Genomic DNA, 16,804 nt, shown 5'->3' with positions numbered 1-16,804 from the left:
TGGCCTGCAACTCCCAGGGGACCGGCGAAAGAACAAAACGATGGCGGAAAGATCGCAGAACCTTCAGGACCTTTTCCTGAACTCTGTTCGCAAGAGCAAAAACCCGCTTACGATTTTCCTGATCAACGGCGTTAAATTGACCGGGGTCGTGACTTCATTCGACAATTTCTGCGTCCTGCTGCGGCGGGACGGGCATTCGCAGCTCGTGTACAAGCACGCGATCTCAACGATCATGCCCAGCCAGCCGGTGCAGATGTTCGACGCCGAAGACGGCAGCCAAGGTTCCTGATTGACACATGACATTTCCGCGGGTGCAGGCGCGCCCGGCAAGGGGAAGGGCGCAAGCGTCTCGCGCGAGGCGCCAACCGAGCGCGCCGTCGTGGTCGTGCCGGTGCTGCCTGCGGCCCGTGACGACGACGACCGCAGCCGTCCGCGCCTGACACGATCCGCGCAAGCCCGCCTCGAAGAAGCCGTCGGGCTGGCCGGCGCCGTCGACCTCGAAATCACCCATTCGGTCGTCGTCAACGTCAACGACCCGCGCCCGGCGACGCTGTTCGGCAGCGGCAAGGTCGAGGAACTGGCGGCGATCATCAAGGATACGCATGCCGGCCTGCTGATTGTCGACCACCCGTTGACACCCGTGCAGCAGCGCAACCTGGAAAAGGAAACGCAGGCCAAGGTGCTCGACCGCACCGGGCTGATCCTGGAAATCTTCGGACGGCGCGCACGCACCAAGGAAGGCACGCTGCAGGTCGACCTCGCGCATCTGACCTACCAGAAGGGGCGGCTGGTCCGCAGTTGGACCCACCTCGAACGCCAGCGTGGCGGCGCGGGTTTCCTCGGCGGTCCGGGCGAAACCCAGATCGAGGCCGACCGGCGCGCGCTGCAGGACAAGATCATCAAGCTGAAGAAGGAACTGGAGCAGGTGCGCCGCACCCGCGACCTGCACCGCGCCAAACGCCGAAAAGTGCCGTTTCCGGTGGTCGCCATCGTCGGCTACACCAATGCGGGAAAATCGACGCTGTTCAACCGGCTGACCGGGGCGCAGGTGCTCGCCGAGGACATGCTGTTCGCCACGCTCGACCCGACGCTGCGGCGCGTGCGCCTGCCGCACGGCACGCCGGTCATCCTGTCGGACACGGTGGGGTTCATCTCCGACCTGCCGACGCATCTGGTTGCCGCCTTCCGCGCGACGCTGGAAGAGGTGATCGAGGCCGATCTGGTGCTGCATCTGCGCGACATCTCCGATCCGGACACGGCGGCGCAAGCCGAGGATGTCGAGCGCATCCTCGCCGATCTCGGCGTCGACACCGCCGAGACGCATGTCGTCGAAGTGTGGAACAAGATCGACCTGCTCGACGACGCGACGCGCCAGCGTATGCTGGAGGATGCGCGCCTGCACGAGGACAGCCCGCCGGTGCCGATTTCGGCGGTGACGGGCGAGGGGATCGAGGCGCTGTCGGCGCTTATCGAGCAGCGGCTTTCGGGCGTGCTGGCCGAGGTGGAGATCACCTTGGCACCGTCGCAACTCGGCCTTGTCGACTGGGTCTACCGCAACGGCGACGTGATCTCACGCACCGACAACGAGGACGGCAGCGTCGCCTTCAAACTGCTGGCGACTTCGACAGCCCGCGACGAGATCGAGAGCCGGCTGAAGGCCAAAGGATAGGGCGCGCGAAGCGTTATATGGTTCGGCACCCCCGTTCGCCCTGGGACCGCGAGGGGTGTGCCGAAGCAAGAGCCGGCTTGGCTACGCAGCACTCCGTCCAACTCCCTCATCCATCACCGCACAGTCTTAGCCCGCTGCCACTCGTCCTCCATCTCTTCCAGCGTCGCGTCCTGCAGCGAGCGTCCCTGTGTCCGCAAGGCGGCCTCGACCAGATGAAACCGCGTCCGGAACTTGTCATTGGTGCCGCTGAGCGCCGCCTCTGGGTCGATCTTCAGGTGGCGGGAAAAGTTGACCAGCGCGAACAGCACGTCGCCGAACTCGTCCTCGGTAGCCGCCAGGTCCTTGGCCGCGATCGCCTCGCGCAGTTCTGCGATCTCTTCCTCGATCTTGTCGAGGATCGGCGCTGCATCGCCCCAGTCGAAGCCGACGCGGGCCGCTTTCTCCTGCAATTTCAGGGCGCGGGTAAGGGCGGGAAAGGCGAGGGGGACACCATCCAGATACCCCTTGCCATTGTCCTCCGGATCGAGGCCGCGCGCCAACCGCGCCACCCGCTTCTCCGCCTTCTCCTCAGCCTTGATCTTCTCCCACATGCCTTTCGCCATGCCGGCGCTGCGGGCCTCAGCGTCGCCGAAGACATGGGGATGGCGGCGGATCATCTTTTTCGTAATGCCCTCGACCACGTCGCCGAAGGAAAAGTCGCCGGCCTCCTCGGCCATGCGGGCGTGATAGACGACCTGCAGCAACAGGTCGCCAAGCTCCTCGCGCAGATCATCGAGATCGCCGCGCGCAATGGCGTCGGCGACCTCGTAGGCCTCTTCGATCGTGTAGGGCGCGATCGACTTGAAATCCTGCTCGACGTCCCACGGGCAACCGCCCACCGGGGCGCGAAGCGCGGCCATGATTTCGATCAGGCGGGAGATGTCGCGGGACGGTTTCATGGCGGCAAGTCTATCCGATCCGGCCGCCACCGCATCCGGGCAGGCCAGCGGATTGTCTCGGCGGGGCAGGGATATCCACAGGAGCGGCCACCAGCCGGCCGCATGGGCCTGTGGGATGTGCGTGGCCGACGGCAACCGTCATTTGCACATGGCAGGCATGTCCAGCAAAGGCCGGAAAACACGCTTTCGCGAACCGGTCTGTCGCATGCCTGTCTTGCCTCCGCACCTACCGTCGGCGCGGGAGGAAATGAACGAGGCAATTCATGAAAAGTCTTATGCTGGCCGCCGTATCCCTGGCCCTCCTCACGAGTTCGGCGGGCGCGATCGAGCGCTACGACATGAACAGCATGTTGTGCGCGAAGATTCAGGCGACATTGAAGGAGCAGGGCTCGGCGATCCTGCGCACGCAGTCGAAGCGTGTGCCTGGCCTGATCCTCTACAATACCTATTTCGGCGGACGTGACATGTGCCCGACGGGCCAGGCTCCGACCAACCGCCGCATCACTGCCAAGGACGGATCGTGCCTGGTCATCCAGTGCGTGACGACCGGCCATTCGTGGATGAAGCCCTGACCGGCTAAGCTCAAGCGCCGGGCGCACATGCGCCCGGCGTCCGCCGTTGACGTGTATGTGATCCGGCGACGACCGGTAACGCTTGTCTGCGTGCTTGCGCGAAATGGCGCAGCGCATAGATGTGAACGCAGGCGGGCGTTGACGAGGCTTTCCCATGAAGAGAATTCTGCTTGCAGTCGTGTCCGTACTGGTCGCCGTCGCGCCGGCCGGCGCGGTGTCACGCTACGACACGCAGCGCATGTCCTGCGCGAACATCCAGGCGGCGCTGAAGCGCGAGAGCCCGGCGATCCTGCGCTTCCAATCGAAGCAGGGGGGCGTGCCCCTCTACAACCTCTATGTCGGCAGCGGCCAGGATTGCGAGGGTCTGCAGATCGCGCGGACCCGCAGCGTTCCGGCTGCGGACGGCGCGTGCCCGGTGATCCAGTGCGTGGCGCCGCCGCACTCGTCGCGCTGAATCTTCCGTCGGCGCAACCCTGCGCAAGCCCGGCGGTCTCGTCCGGTCGGGCAGCCTTGACGAGTGACGGGCCTAAGCCGACCGCCCGGCGCGCGCCAGGCCGTGCTCGACGAGGCGATCGATGATCTGCGGATAGCTGACCCCGCTGGCTGCCATCGCCTTCGAATACATGCTTATGTTGGTGAAGCCGGGGATGGTGTTGAGTTCGTTGATCACGAACCGCATGTCCGGCGTCACGAAGAAATCGACGCGCGCCATGCCGTCGCAGCCGACGGCGCGAAAGGCGTCCGCCGCCATGGCGCGGATCGCGCTTTCGATTTCCTCCGGCAGTTCGGCGGGGACTTTCAGCGTTGCGCCGTTCTCGTCGATGTATTTCGCATCGTAGCTGTAGAAACCGTGGCTCTCGGCCGGCACGATCTCGCCGGGACGCGACACGAAGAGATTGCCCTGCGGATCCTCGATCACGCTGCACTCGATCTCGCGGCCCTTGACGAATTCCTCCGCCAGGAGCTTGCGGTCGTGCAGAAAACCTTCGGCAAGCGCGACGCCGAATTCCTGGCTGGCCGAGACTTTTCGCACACCGACCGACGAGCCCTGCCGCGCCGGCTTGATGAAAAGCGGCAGGCCGAGTTCGTCTTCCAGCGCAGCAAGGCTGGGCGCCGCGCCGTCGTGGATAGTCACGGAGCGCGCCACCGGCAGGCCCGCCTGCCTTAGCAGCCGCTTGGCGATGTCCTTGTCGAGCGCAGTCGCGGAACCGAGTATGCCGCAGCCCGCGAGGGGGACACGCGCCACTTCGGCAAGGCCCTGGACCGAGCCATCCTCGCCATGCAGGCCGTGCAGCACCGGAAAGAGGAGGTCGACCGCCGGCAATTCGCGGAAAGCGCCGGCATCGATCGCGATCATGCGCCCGCCGCGGCCCGGCACCAGGCAGAGTTCCGTGCCGCTCGACGGTTGCGCCAGCACGCCATCGTCGAATCTGCTCAACAGCCACTGCCCTTCGCGCGTGACGAAGATCGGAACGGCATCGTATCGGGCGGGATCCAGCGCACCCATGACATTGGTTGCCGAAAGCATCGAGACCTCGTGCTCGGAGGATCGTCCGCCGAAAAGCACGGCAATGCGTAATCTGCTCGATGTGTCGGCCAAGAGTGTCTCCAGAAGGATTTGATTCGAAACCCATTCTCCCATGCCACGACGGCGGGAGAGGAGACTTATGCAGTGCAGAACCGGGCAATTTTGAGTTTGCGCCGGCAATCCGACGTTGAAGCAAGACGGATGCAACGCCGCCGGCAAGTTGCGACAGCGGCCGCAGGGCAGGGACGTTTTGGTGCATAAGGCAAAGCCCTGCCAGGTCGCGGACAGGCGAAGGCGGCCGGCGCCGCTATTCCAGTATGACGACGGCTTCCACCTCGAAGAGCATGGGATCGATTGCAAGCTTGGGAACGGGAACCAGGGTCTGCGCCGGCAGTTCCCCACCGAACATTTCCCTGACGTTCTGGGTCAGCACCCCAAGCTTGGACATATCGTGATCGACCACGAAGACCGTAAGTTTGGCGACCTGATCCGGCCTGGCGCCGAGCGCATCGAGGGCAGTGTGCAGATTTGCGTAGGCCTGCCTGACCTGGACGGCGAAGTCGGGCGACAGGGCTCCGGTGCCGTCTTGGCCGCCTTGTCCGGAGATGTACGCCACCCGGCCGTTGCGGGGCGCGATCACCACCGTGCTGTAGCCATTCGGCGACGGGTCGTGGAGGGTCTTTGGATTGACGATGGTCAGCTTGAGATCGCTCTCATTCGCTGTCGCCACAGTGGGAACGCCCATGGTCATGATGAATAACCCTCCGGCAAGCAGGTGCTTGATTGCGTGTGACATGATTTTCTCTCGGCTTTGCGGATAACGAGCACCGCCCGGCGGCATGACTGGACTTTGATCCTGTCGCGGGCGATGACTCGTACGCTATACGATTCATCGCATCGTACATCATACGAGTCAATCGTCCGGGATCGACATTCGTCGCGTCGCCAGCCAAAGTCGGCGCTCTGATCAGCAAGGAAGACGGATGGCAACCAAACCGGGCAGCGCCCGCAGCAAACGGTCTCAGCGCACAAGCGTGTGGCTCCAGCCCGCGCGGGAGCCGCGCGGTGAACCGCCACTTTCCCTGGAACGCATCGTTTCGACCGCGGTGGAACTGCTGGACGCCCAGGGAATCGACGGGCTGACGATGCGTCGGCTGGCCGATCGCCTCGGTTCGGGCGTGATGAGCCTCTATTGGCACATCGACAACAAGGAGGATGTCTTCGACCTGGCGCTCGACTCTGTGCTCGAATATCGAGGAGCGCCGCAAACGGTCGAGCCCCGGGACTGGCGCGGAGACGTTGTTCATATGCTCGAAGACTGGCGTACAGTCATGCTGCGCCATCCCTGGTCGGCATCGCTTTTGCCGGGCAGGGAACTCGGCCCGAACATCCTCGCTCGCCTGGAACTGCTGGGCAAGACCCTGTCCGGGGCCGGTGTGGCCGACGCGGACATGAACGTCGCCATATGGTCGCTCTGGAACTATGTAGTCGGCGCCACCGTCACCCGGGCGAGCTTCGACCGCTCGGATGACGACAGGGCCGCCGCGCAGCGGCGCCTGACGAGCCTCGGCGAACGGTATCCGACGATCGAACGCTCTCGTCTGCTGCTGGACGACGATTGGGACGGTGCGTTCCGCGAAGGCCTCGACTTCCTGCTCGACGGTCTCGCGCCAGGACCAGAAGCAATGCGGTCTGAACGCCGCTAGAGCGTCGTGGCGGCATTCATCGCGACAGGGACTTTAACGCCACCGCAGTGCCACGCGCGCCAGCGCTTTCTTTCATCATCCAAAAGTCGCATAAGATATATTATGGAACTAAACGATGCCGAGATCGCCACGCCTCGACAATACGCGCCACCAGTCCGTCGATCGGTTCATTCGTATCGACGTCCAGGTCATAGCTGCAAAAGCCGTGCGTCTTCAGATGGTATCGGGCTTCGCCTATGCTGCGGTCGCCACGTTCACGCTCCCGGCGTTCCAGTTCGTCGATCGACGCATGCACCCCGATCCAGAACACGTCCATCTCGCTCAGCAGGGCCGCAAGCTGGTCGGCCCAACTTTGTTGCTCGACGATGTGCTCGACGATCAGATCGTTGCCGGCCGCGGCAAAGGCCCCGATCGAGCGATGAAATCCGTCGAAGAATTTTTCGCGCTCGCCCGGCGTGGCGCCATGCAGACCACGCCTGATCGTCCGAAATCCCGCGTCGGCCAGTTGATCGGATGCGTAGTAGCAGAACGGCTCGCTCAGCGCTGCGCGCAGCGCTTTCGCCAAGGTGGATTTGCCCGCGCTCGACGTGCCGTTCAGGAAGATGATGCGGCCGGTTTCCATGGGCTTCAAGGAATCCGGCAAGGCACCTCCAGCACCAGCCCGTCATAGGCCGGCTCGACATGCGGCGGCGTTTCCGCGAGCACGGTGGCGTAGTCCAGCGGCACATGCATGTGCGTCAGCACGGCGCGTTGCGGCTTGAGTTTCTCGATCCAGTCCAGCGCCTCGGCCAGCGAGAAATGGCTGGGATGCGTGCGGTACTGCAGCGCGTCGATCACCAGCAACTCAAGTCCGGTCAGCCGCTCGGCGGTGCTCGGCGGAAAATTGCTGACGTCCGGGCAATAGGCGATCGGGCCGATGCGGAAGCCCAGCGAGATGATGTCGCCATGGATCTGCGGCAGCGGCTCAAAGGCCAGCGCTCCACCCTCGCCCATGATGATCACCGGCTCCGCGTGGTCGATCCGGTGCGCGCGCAGGATCGGCGGATACGAGCTTCCGGGTGGCGTCTCGAAACAGTAGCCGAAAGCCTGCATGAGCCGGTCCAGCGTCGGCTGGTCGGCATGGACGTTCACCAGGTGCCGCTGCTCCAGCATGTAGCTGCGCAAATCGTCTATGCCGTGGATGTGGTCGGCATGGGCGTGTGTGTAGATGACGGCGTCGATGCGCGTCACGGCCGCGGCCAGCATCTGCTCGCGGAAATCCGGGCCGGTGTCGATGATCACGCGGGTCACACCGCCGCCATCGGCGATCAGTTCGACCATGGCGGCCGGACGCGTGCGGCGGTTCCTCGGGTTGGAAGGGTCGCAATTTCCCCAGTCGCCGGTGATGCGCGGCGTGCCGGGCGACGAGCCGCAGCCGAGGATGGTGAGGCGAAGTCTTGATCCCACGCCTTACGAACTCGCTTGCGCCGGTTTTGGCATCTTGCTGAAAAGGCGAAAGAAATTGCCGCTGGTGATTTCAGCGATGCCGGCCGCGTCGACGCCGATCGTCTCGGCCAGCACGGCGGCGGTCTTCGCTACATAGGCCGGTTCGTTGCGCTTGCCGCGGAACGGGACGGGCGCGAGATATGGCGCGTCGGTCTCGACCAGCAGCCGGTCGTGCGGCACGTCGCGGGCGATTTCCCGCAGTTCCTCGGAGTTGCGAAACGTGAGAATGCCGGAGAACGACACGTAACCGCCGAGTTCCACGCCGGCCACGGCAAGTTGCCGCCCGGACGAGAAGCAGTGGAGAACGAAGGGGAAGGCGCCCTTCCCTGTTTCCTCGCGCAGGATCGCCTCCATGTCGTCGTCGGCGGACCGCGCGTGGATGACCAGCGGCAACCCGGTTTCGCGCGCCGCCGCGATGTGGATGCGAAAACCCTGCGCCTGTGCCGGACGCGGCGACTTGTCATAGTGGTAGTCGAGCCCGGCTTCGCCGATCGCCACCACCTTCGGATGCTTTGAAAGCCGGACGAGGTCTTCGACGGTGATGTCCAGTTCCTCGTCGGCATTGTGCGGATGGGTGCCGACCGAGCAGAACACCTCAGGAAATTCTTCCGCCACGCCAAGCACTTCCGGGAACCGCCTGACGCGCGTCGAGATGGTGACCATGCGGCCAATGCCCGCGTCGAGGGCGCGCCGAACGATGGCGGCGCGCTCCTCCGCGAAATCCGGAAAATCCAGATGGCAATGACTGTCCACCAGCATCGTTTCAGCCTTCGGCAGCCTGCTCGACATAACGCGGAAACACGCCCTGCGGCGCCGGCAGCGGCGTGCCGGCCACCAGCGCGTCGGCGTCGCCGACACGGTCGAAGCCGCGCGCATCCGCCGGCACAGCCAGCAGGTCGAGCAGCTTTTCGGCCGAACCCGGCATGAAGGGCTGGCAGAGGATCGCCAGCCGCCGCACGATTTCCGCCGTGGTGTGAAGCACCGTCTCCATGCGCACCGGGTCGGTCTTCTTCAGCGCCCAGGGCGCCTCGCCCGCGAAATAGCGGTCGGCCTCGGCGACAACCGCGAAGATCGTTGCCAGCGCCTGGTGGATCGCCTGTTCGCCCATCGCCTTGCGCGCGATGCCGAGAGCCGCCTCCGCCTGGCCGAGGATAGCCTTGTCGGCTTCTGTCAGTTCGCCCCGCTTCGGCACCACGCCGTCGCAGTTCTTGGCGATCATGGACAGCGAGCGCTGCGCCAGGTTGCCGATGCCGTTGGCGAGGTCGGCATTGGTGCGAGCGACGATCGCCTCGTGGCTATAATTGCCGTCCTGGCCGAACGGCACCTCGCGCAGCATGAAATAGCGCACCTGGTCGAGCCCGTAGTGGTCGACCAGCGCGAACGGGTCGATGACGTTGCCGACCGACTTCGACATCTTCTCGCCGCGGTTGAACACGAAGCCGTGGCCGAACACCCGCTTCGGCAGCTCGATGCCCGCCGACAGCAGGAAGGCCGGCCAGTAGACGGCATGAAAGCGCGTAATATCCTTGCCGATGACATGCAGGTCAGCCGGCCAGAAGCGCCACTTCTCGGCGCTGGTATCGGGATAGCCGACGCCGGTGATGTAGTTGGTCAGCGCGTCGACCCAGACATACATCACATGCGCCTCGTCGCCGGGCACCGGTATGCCCCAGTTGAAGGTGCTGCGCGAGATCGACAGGTCCTTCAGCCCCGATTTCACGAAGCTGACGATCTCGTTGCGGCGTTCGGCCGGGCCGATGAAGTCGGGCTGACTTTCATAGAGCGCCAGCAATCGATCCTGATAGGCCGACAGGCGGAAGAAATAGCTCGCTTCCTCCACCCACTCCACCGGCGTGCCTTGCGGTCCGTAGCGGACACCGTCGGCGCGCACTTCCGTCTCGTCCTCGCCGTAGTAGGCTTCGTCGCGTACCGAATACCAGCCGACATAACCACCCTTGTAAATGTCGCCATTGGCGGCCATGGCCTTCCAGATCGCCTGGCTCGACTCGTGGTGGCGCTTTTCCGTGGTGCGGATGAAGTCGTCGTTCGACGCATTCAAAGCCCTGGCCATGCGCTGGAATTCGGCGGCGTTACGGTCGGCCAGTTCGCGCGGCGAGATGCCTTCCTTGCGCGCCGTCTGCAGCATCTTGATGCCGTGCTCGTCGGTGCCGGTCAGGAAGAAGACTTCCTCGCCGTCGAGCCGCTGGAAGCGCGCCAGTGCATCGCTGGCGATCAACTCATAGGCATGCCCGATATGCGGCTTGCCGTTCGGGTAGGAAATAGCGGTGGTTATGTAAAATTTTTCGCGTGCCATGATCGTGCGTCGCCAAGCCTGAAAGATACGATTTTGAGGGGTGCATAGCGCAACGGGAAGGCAGCCGCCATCCCGGCCGGATGCGGCGTCACATTCGAAGCGTATCGTGCAGGCGCAGGATCATGTTCAGCGTGTGTTGCTTGCGATCCAGATTGTAAGTGTCCGTGTCGCTGATCGCAATGCGCAATTCCTGAAAGACGCGCGCAAAATTGCCGGCGCGGGCGATTTCGCCCGTCTCCGCCGCTTTGCCTGCCGCCTGGGTGACGATATCGAGCAGGTGCGCATTCATCAGGTCGAAGCGGATCTCGTTGTCGCGACCGCTGACGGCGTCGGCCAGCCGGTGCGCCTTGGCGAAATCGAAACTCGCCCCGCCGACCAGCACATCCACCGTGTCGGCGATTTCCAGCCCGCCGAATTCGGAGAGCAGGATCGCATCGCGCACACTGCCCCCTGCCCGTTCCAGCAGCGCGGCCCGTTTGCCGGCATCGTCCGGCAGCGGCATGCCAAGCGCCGTCAGCACGGTCTCCACCTCGTCGGCCGCCAGCGGCTGCAGCCTGATCATCTGGCAACGCGAGCGGATGGTCGGCAGCAGGCTGCCGGCCGAATGGGTGATCAGGAGGAACACCGTGCGTGCAGGCGGTTCTTCCAGATTCTTCAGCAAGGCATTGGCTGCGTTGGTGTTCATGTCGTCGGCGGGATCGACGATGACCACCCGGTAGCTGCCGTCATGCGAGGTCATCGACAGGAAGCGGTTGACGCGCCGGATCTCGTCGACGGTGAGCAGCGTCGCGAATTTTTTCGTCTTGTCGTTGAACGGCCGCGTCAGATGCAGCACGGCGGGATGCGCGCCCATGGCGATCTGCCGGAACAAGGGCGAGTCCGTATCTGGCGCGGCGAGCATTTCCGGCGCACCCGCGGCGGCCGGATGACGCAGCAGATGATAAGCGAGATGATAGGCGAAGGTCGCCTTGCCGATGCCGCGCGGGCCGGCCAGCAGCAGTGCATGCGGCAGCTTGCCGGCGCGGTAGGCGGATGCGAGCGTCGCCGCTGCCTCCGCATGACCGACCAGCAAGGCATTTTCCGAAGGCTCGGCAATACCTTCCAGCGTGTCGTGCTGTTCCGGCGCGATGCGTTCGAACATCAGCCGGTCTCCCGGGCTTGCCGGCCGGAATTGGCGCGCACTTCCAGCGCGGCAAACACCGCGGCCGTCACCATGTCCTCCACCTCTTCCTCCTTGGCGGAGGCGTCAATGACGATGCAACGATCCGGTTCCTTTTCGGCGATCGCCAGATAGGCCTCGCGGCGGCGCTGGTGGGTTTCCAGCGTTTCCTTCTCGAAACGGTCCGGCTCGTCTACGCCCCTTCGGGCGGTGGCGCGCGACAGCCCGATCTCGGCATCGATGTCGAAGATCAGCGTCATGTCAGGCATCACGCCGTTGACGGCGATGTGCCCCAGCGTTTCGACAAATTCGCGGTTCTCGTCGCTGCCGGCGCCCTGGTAGACGCGCGAGGAATCGAGGAAACGGTCGCAGAGCACGATCGCGCCGCGCTCCAGCGCCGGGCGGATCGCCTGCTCGACATGGTCGGAACGGGCGGCAGCAAACAGGATCGCCTCCATGCGCGGCCCGAACGGCTCGGCCGCACCCGACAGGATGACCTGTCGCAGCGCCTCGGCGCCAGGCGAGCCGCCGGGCTCGCGCGTCACCAGCGTGTCGTAGCCCTTGCGGCGCAACTTTTCCGACAGGCGCGCGATCTGCGTCGACTTGCCAGCGCCTTCGCCGCCTTCAAAGGTTATGAACAGTCCGCGCGCCAAATCGGCCGGCCTCGCTCCGAATCCTGATCCTTCATAGGATGCAAGGACGAAGAGGTCTACAACGGCGCCTGAAGCGCACCGAATTCTTTGCCGGCCGGGCTGCGCCGCTACATCGTAAAAATTTCAGCGAATCCAGCCTGTTAACAATTCCGCTACCGCGTCCGCGGCACGCTTGTGCAGCGCGCCCCTGCCGACCGTTTCGGCGGCGTAGAGCGGGATTTCCTGGCTGAGCGTGTCGTCCACCCAGATCTTCAACCGGCCGACGGGAGCCCCCTGCTCCACCGGCGCGACCACCGGCCCGTCGTAGACGATGCGTGCCGAGACCTGCCCGGCATCGCCCGTCGGAACGAAGATCGCGACCGGTGCCTTTGCCGTCAGCGCGACGCCGGGTTTTGTTCCGCCATACACGATTGCCTCACCGACAATGCCGTCCGCCGCGAACAGGTCGGTCTTCCCTAAGCCGTCGATCCCCCAGTCGAGCAGTCTGCGGGCTTCCGCCGCGCGTTCGGCATCGCTTGTCATGCCGCTCATTGCGGCAAAGACGCGTCGGCCATTGCGGCTGGCGGACGCCACGATCGCGTAGCCGGAGCCTTCCGTGTAGCCGGTCGCCATGCCCTCGGCGCCGATGTTCATGGCCAACAGCGGGTTGCGGTTACGCTGGCGGATCTTGTTCCAGGTGAATTCCGGCTGCCCGTAGTATTTGTAGAATGCCGGATAGTCGCCCCAGATGTGGCTCGCGAGTTTCACCAGGTCGCGCATGGTGACGACCTGCCCCTCCGCCGGCAAGCCGCTGGAATTCCTGAACGTCGAGGCTTCCAGGCCGATTTCCCTGGCCCGCGCGTTCATCCGCTCCGCGAATTTGTCCTCGCTGCCGGCCATGCCTTCCGCGATGACGATCGCGCCGTCATTGGCGGACTGCACGATGACGCCCTGGATCAGGTCGCCAAGCCTGATCTTCGACTTCAGCGCGGCGAACATGGTCGAGCCGCCGGACGGCGCGCCGCCCGTGCGCCAGGCGTTCTCGCTGACGGCGAACGTGTCGTCGAGCGTGAGGCGCCCTTCCCCGATCGCATGGAAGACGACTTCCATGGTCATCAGCTTGGCCAGCGCCGCCGGCGCGACCTGCTTGTCGGGTTCCTTGGCGAACAGGATCGTGCCGGTCTCGGCATCGATCATCAGCGCTTCCGACGCTTTGGTTTCGAACGGTGCGGCGAGACCGACAGCGGATGACAAGCAGAGACAAACCGCCACGAGCGCGACCGATCTCAGGCTGAAGGCAACAGCCGTGATCCTGCGCTGAACCCCGGCCGCAAGGCGGCGGTGGAAGCTGGACTGATGGTCAGTCGCGGATGGCGATGGCATCCGGCGCGCCGTGGTCCCAGGCGGCTTCGAGCAAATCGTCGAGGGAATTGCGGCCGTCCTCATAGAGGTTCACCGAATAGATTTCCCCGCCCTCGGCAGTGGACACTTCGATGCTGACACGACCGAAAGCGGCAAGCTCCTGCCGGACATGCTCGGCTTCGGCCTTGTCGGTGTAGGTTCCGGCGGCGACGAACGGCTCGGCCTTCGCTGCGCTGTCGAGCTGCTTCCACGACGACTGCACCTGTTCGGCCGTCACGCGGTTGCCTTCCAGCGCGTCGAAGGCGTTGGCGGCTGGGTTGCGCTCGGGAGCGTAGGACATCGTCGCCATGGCAAGCTGCGTCTGGGCGATGCCTTGCGGGCGCTCGGGCACGATCGGGCCGAAGGCCGGCAATTCGATATCGGCGATGTCAGTCACCGAGGCGGTCATCACCGGCTGCGCGTCCGGGCGCTCGGCGGGTGCCGGCACGACGTCGGTCAGCGTGCCGGGGAAAGCCACCGCTGGCTTCTCGCCGATCGTCCCGCCGCTCGGCGTCGCGCCGTTCATGGCGATCATCACGCCGGTCGGCAGTCCGTCCGACGGGTCGGGCGCCTTGTTGCCGGGGCGATAGGACGCCATCAGATACTGGTCGTCATGGCCGTCGAGGGGCGCGCGGCCGACATATTCGACCTTCACCTGCGCCGTGCCGGTGTGCGAATAATCCAGCATATCGGCTGCCCTCTTCGACAGATCGATCAGCCGGCTGTTCGAATACGGCCCGCGATCGTTGACGCGCACGATCACCGAGTTGCCGTTTTTCATGTTGGTCACACGGGCATAGCTCGGCAGCGGCATGGTCGGATGCGCCGCCGTCAGATGCGTCATGTCGTAGATTTCGCCGTTGGCGGTCAGCCGCCCGTGAAAAGCGTCGCCGTACCAGGAGGCGTAGCCGATCCGCTTATACTTCTTGTCTTCCTTCGGATAATACATCTTGCCGCGAACCATGTAGGGCTTGCCTGTCTGGTCGCGGCCGCCGCCGCGCGGAAGATTGGATTTGAGATTGCTGACGCGCGGGCTTGCCTTCACGCCCCAGATGGATTCGGCAAAATATTCCTTGGACCGCGGCTTCTTGTTGACCATCGCCTTCGGCTGGGGGCCGGCGCAGGCGGCGAGAAACCCCGCACAGAGCGCAATCACGGCGACGGACGTGGCGCGGCTGAACCGCGGACGCACCAATAATGCCATTCCAGATCGTCCCCAACCAATTCGTTTGCGTACCGTCTCCGTCCGCTCCCGCATTCTTCGCGCAGGATGCAACCGGATAGGTGAAGCCTCACCCCTCTTGTAGGCAGAAACTTCTTAGTGTGCGATTAATCGAATGTGTCGCGAAACGGGCAGGATTATGGCCGGCGGCCATTTGTCCGCCGCAAAGCGTCCGCCGTCCACTTCGAAAACGCTCAGTCGGCGATACGGGCGGTGCCCTTCAGCCCGTCGTCGCGGGTCCAGGCGAGCGACGCCGGGCCGGTCTTGCGGATGGTGAAGCAGATGGTGCGGCCGTCATACCAGGTCGGCCATTTCTGGCAGAGTTTCGCCTTGGTAACCCACCACGAACCGTCCTCCTTCGGCGCCAGCATGCTTGCCATGCTGAAGCCGGAGGCGTCGCCGCTGACCTTGCCGTTCGACCGGTAATGCAGCGGGAATTCGACGCCGTAGGGCGTCGACAGGAAGACCTGCTTGCCGCCGACCAGTTTCCTGATCGCGTCTCCCGGCAGGTCCTCAGCATGGGCGGTTGCCAGTCCGCCGCCGAGAGCCAGCAGGGCAGTTGCCAGAAAGAGCTTGGGCATCGGCGGAACTCCATGCGGCGCACCGTCCTACGTACGGACGCCATCGCCGGATGGTTTCACGCCCGGCGGAATAAAATCCGCTGGCGGCCGTTCCTCCCTCGTTCAAAGGCAGATGACAAAGGCAGACTGCCTCGCCGAATCTCAGGTCTTTGCCGCCCGATAGACGTTCACGCCCAACTCGCGGATCTTCTTGCGCAGCGTGTTGCGGTTCAGGCCGAGCAAATCCGCCGCCTTGATCTGGTTGCCGCGCGTCGCCGTCATCGAGGCCAGCACCAGCGGGAACTCGACCTCGGCGAGAATGCGCTGGTAGAGACCGGACGGCGGCAGGTCGCCGCCGAACGCGGCGAAATAACGCTGCAGATAGTGCTCCACCGCTTGCCCTATCGACAGATCGTCCGGCAGCAGCCTGCCGCCCGGCATGGACGGCTGCTCGCCCGTCTTCAGCTCCGACTCGATGATTTCGGCCGAAATCTCATCCTGCGCATAAAGCGCGGCCAGCCGGCGGATCAAATTCTCAAGCTCGCGCACATTGCCCGGCCACGGATAGCGTTTCATCAGCTCGATGCCGCCGGACGAGATGCGCTTCGTCTGCAATCCCTCCTGCTCGCCCTGCTTGAAGAAGTGGCGCACGAGGTCCGGAATGTCCTCCCCACGCTCGCGCAGCGGTGGAAGACGCAACGGTACGACATTGATTCGGTAGAACAAATCCTCGCGGAACATACCTTGGTTGATCAGCGTGCGCAGATCCTTGTTGGTCGCCGCGACGATACGCACGTCGGTCTTGATCGGGGTGCGCCCGCCGACCGTCGTGTATTCGCCCTGCTGCAGCACGCGCAGCAGCCGCGTCTGCGCCTCCATCGGCATGTCGCCGATCTCGTCGAGGAACAGCGTACCGCCCTCGGCTTGCTCGAAACGCCCCGTCGAGCGGTTCTGCGCGCCGGTGAAGGCGCCCTTCTCATGGCCGAACAGTTCCGATTCGATCAGGTCGCGCGGGATCGCCGCCATGTTGATCGCCACGAACGGCCCGTTGCGCCGCCGGCCGTATTCGTGCAGCGCGCGCGCCACCAGTTCCTTGCCGGTGCCGGACTCGCCGGTGATCATCACCGTCAGATCGGTCTGCATCATGCGCGCCAGCATCCGATAGATGTCCTGCATGGCCGGCGAACGGCCGACCAGCGGCATCGAATCGGGCGCCTCGTCGGGCGCCGGCTCGCCTTTGGCCTTCTTCGGCTCCGAAAGCGCCCGGTTGACGATGTTCAGCAACTCGTTGAGATCGAACGGCTTTGGCAGATATTCGTAGGCGCCGGTCTCCGACGCGCGGATCGCCGTCATGAAGGTGTTCTGGGCGCTCATGACGATGACCGGCAGTTCCGGCCGGGCCTTCTTGATGCGCGGCAGCATGTCGAAGGCGTTCTCGTCCGGCATCACCACGTCGGTGATGACGATATCGCCCTCGCCCGCCGCCACCCAGCGCCACAGCGTCGCGGCGTTGGACGTGACGCGCACCTCGTGGCCGACGCGCGACAGCGCCTGGTTGAGCACGGTGCGGATGGCGGCGTCGTCGTCCGCCACGAGGATGTTGCCGCGCGGCTTCATG

At 64.5% G+C, this 16,804-nt stretch carries 18 protein-coding genes; 5 read left to right on the top strand and 13 right to left on the bottom strand.

Going from position 1 to position 16,804, the window contains the following annotated elements; genetic code table 11:
• Window positions 1-40: 40 nt before the first annotated feature.
• Together hfq and hflX are read left to right on the top strand one after the other, a co-directional pair.
• Window positions 41-289 carry an RNA chaperone Hfq gene (hfq, locus tag ACSBOB_RS18530; RefSeq protein ID WP_106771102.1) on the top strand — a complete coding sequence of 83 codons (249 nt, stop codon included), beginning with the start codon at window positions 41-43 and terminating at the stop codon, window positions 287-289.
• Window positions 290-379: 90 nt separating this feature from the next.
• Window positions 380-1,669: a GTPase HflX gene (gene hflX / locus ACSBOB_RS18525; RefSeq protein WP_442583765.1), complete on the top strand. Its 1,290-nt coding sequence runs from the start codon at window positions 380-382 to the stop codon at window positions 1,667-1,669.
• 113 nt (window positions 1,670-1,782) lie between these two features.
• On the opposite strand, the gene mazG is transcribed toward hflX, so the two are convergent.
• The gene (gene mazG, locus ACSBOB_RS18520) at window positions 1,783-2,607 is read right to left on the bottom strand and encodes a nucleoside triphosphate pyrophosphohydrolase (RefSeq protein ID WP_442577570.1); all 825 of its coding nucleotides are present in this window, start codon (window positions 2,605-2,607) and stop codon (window positions 1,783-1,785) included.
• A gap of 263 nt (window positions 2,608-2,870) precedes the next feature.
• On the opposite strand from mazG, the gene ACSBOB_RS18515 reads away from it, so the two are divergent.
• Together ACSBOB_RS18515 and ACSBOB_RS18510 are read left to right on the top strand one after the other, a co-directional pair.
• Window positions 2,871-3,179 (top strand): hypothetical protein, encoded by a 309-nt coding sequence (locus tag ACSBOB_RS18515; protein WP_442577569.1) that lies wholly within the window; start codon window positions 2,871-2,873, stop codon window positions 3,177-3,179.
• Window positions 3,180-3,333: 154 nt separating this feature from the next.
• Complete coding sequence (locus ACSBOB_RS18510; RefSeq protein ID WP_442577568.1) at window positions 3,334-3,633, top strand: hypothetical protein; 300 nt, start codon at window positions 3,334-3,336, stop codon at window positions 3,631-3,633.
• Window positions 3,634-3,705: 72 nt separating this feature from the next.
• On the opposite strand, the gene ACSBOB_RS18505 is transcribed toward ACSBOB_RS18510, so the two are convergent.
• Both ACSBOB_RS18505 and ACSBOB_RS18500 read right to left on the bottom strand, forming a co-directional pair.
• Complete coding sequence (locus ACSBOB_RS18505; RefSeq protein WP_442577567.1) at window positions 3,706-4,821, bottom strand: D-alanine--D-alanine ligase family protein; 1,116 nt, start codon at window positions 4,819-4,821, stop codon at window positions 3,706-3,708.
• A gap of 193 nt (window positions 4,822-5,014) precedes the next feature.
• Window positions 5,015-5,503, bottom strand: coding sequence for a RidA family protein (locus tag ACSBOB_RS18500; protein WP_442577566.1), 489 nt, complete (start codon window positions 5,501-5,503; stop codon window positions 5,015-5,017).
• Between the two features lie 187 nt (window positions 5,504-5,690).
• On the opposite strand from ACSBOB_RS18500, the gene ACSBOB_RS18495 reads away from it, so the two are divergent.
• Window positions 5,691-6,413, top strand: a complete 723-nt coding sequence (locus tag ACSBOB_RS18495; protein ID WP_442577565.1) for a TetR/AcrR family transcriptional regulator — start codon at window positions 5,691-5,693, stop codon at window positions 6,411-6,413.
• 100 nt (window positions 6,414-6,513) lie between these two features.
• Here ACSBOB_RS18495 and ACSBOB_RS18490 read toward each other — a convergent pair whose 3' ends face one another.
• From ACSBOB_RS18490 to ntrC, 10 genes are all read right to left on the bottom strand, one after another.
• A complete protein-coding gene (locus ACSBOB_RS18490) occupies window positions 6,514-7,035 on the bottom strand; it encodes a chloramphenicol phosphotransferase CPT family protein (RefSeq protein ID WP_442577564.1) in 522 nt (173 codons plus the stop codon).
• Between the two features lie 5 nt (window positions 7,036-7,040).
• The gene (locus tag ACSBOB_RS18485) at window positions 7,041-7,859 is read right to left on the bottom strand and encodes an MBL fold metallo-hydrolase (RefSeq protein WP_442577563.1); all 819 of its coding nucleotides are present in this window, start codon (window positions 7,857-7,859) and stop codon (window positions 7,041-7,043) included.
• A gap of 3 nt (window positions 7,860-7,862) precedes the next feature.
• Complete coding sequence (locus ACSBOB_RS18480) at window positions 7,863-8,657, bottom strand: TatD family hydrolase (protein ID WP_442577562.1); 795 nt, start codon at window positions 8,655-8,657, stop codon at window positions 7,863-7,865.
• Between the two features lie 4 nt (window positions 8,658-8,661).
• Window positions 8,662-10,212: a methionine--tRNA ligase gene (gene metG / locus ACSBOB_RS18475; RefSeq protein ID WP_442577561.1), complete on the bottom strand. Its 1,551-nt coding sequence runs from the start codon at window positions 10,210-10,212 to the stop codon at window positions 8,662-8,664.
• Between the two features lie 88 nt (window positions 10,213-10,300).
• A complete protein-coding gene (locus tag ACSBOB_RS18470; RefSeq protein ID WP_442583764.1) occupies window positions 10,301-11,356 on the bottom strand; it encodes a DNA polymerase III subunit delta' in 1,056 nt (351 codons plus the stop codon).
• Complete coding sequence (gene tmk, locus ACSBOB_RS18465; protein ID WP_442577560.1) at window positions 11,353-12,024, bottom strand: dTMP kinase; 672 nt, start codon at window positions 12,022-12,024, stop codon at window positions 11,353-11,355. The genes ACSBOB_RS18470 and tmk overlap by 4 nt, the downstream gene beginning before the upstream one ends.
• A gap of 123 nt (window positions 12,025-12,147) precedes the next feature.
• The gene (locus ACSBOB_RS18460) at window positions 12,148-13,386 is read right to left on the bottom strand and encodes a D-alanyl-D-alanine carboxypeptidase family protein (RefSeq protein WP_442577559.1); all 1,239 of its coding nucleotides are present in this window, start codon (window positions 13,384-13,386) and stop codon (window positions 12,148-12,150) included.
• A complete protein-coding gene (locus ACSBOB_RS18455; RefSeq protein ID WP_442577558.1) occupies window positions 13,364-14,608 on the bottom strand; it encodes a septal ring lytic transglycosylase RlpA family protein in 1,245 nt (414 codons plus the stop codon). Before ACSBOB_RS18455 ends, ACSBOB_RS18460 begins: the two co-directional genes overlap by 23 nt.
• A gap of 212 nt (window positions 14,609-14,820) precedes the next feature.
• Window positions 14,821-15,207: a hypothetical protein gene (locus tag ACSBOB_RS18450; protein WP_442577557.1), complete on the bottom strand. Its 387-nt coding sequence runs from the start codon at window positions 15,205-15,207 to the stop codon at window positions 14,821-14,823.
• Window positions 15,208-15,348: 141 nt separating this feature from the next.
• Window positions 15,349-16,803 carry a nitrogen regulation protein NR(I) gene (ntrC, locus tag ACSBOB_RS18445; protein WP_442583763.1) on the bottom strand — a complete coding sequence of 485 codons (1,455 nt, stop codon included), beginning with the start codon at window positions 16,801-16,803 and terminating at the stop codon, window positions 15,349-15,351.
• Window position 16,804: the final 1 nt, after the last annotated feature.

Origin of the sequence: Mesorhizobium sp. KACC 23794 (assembly GCF_052180275.1) — a bacterium.
GTDB lineage: Bacteria > Pseudomonadota > Alphaproteobacteria > Rhizobiales > Rhizobiaceae > Kumtagia.
This window is presented reverse-complemented; position numbering and strand designations above follow the sequence as displayed.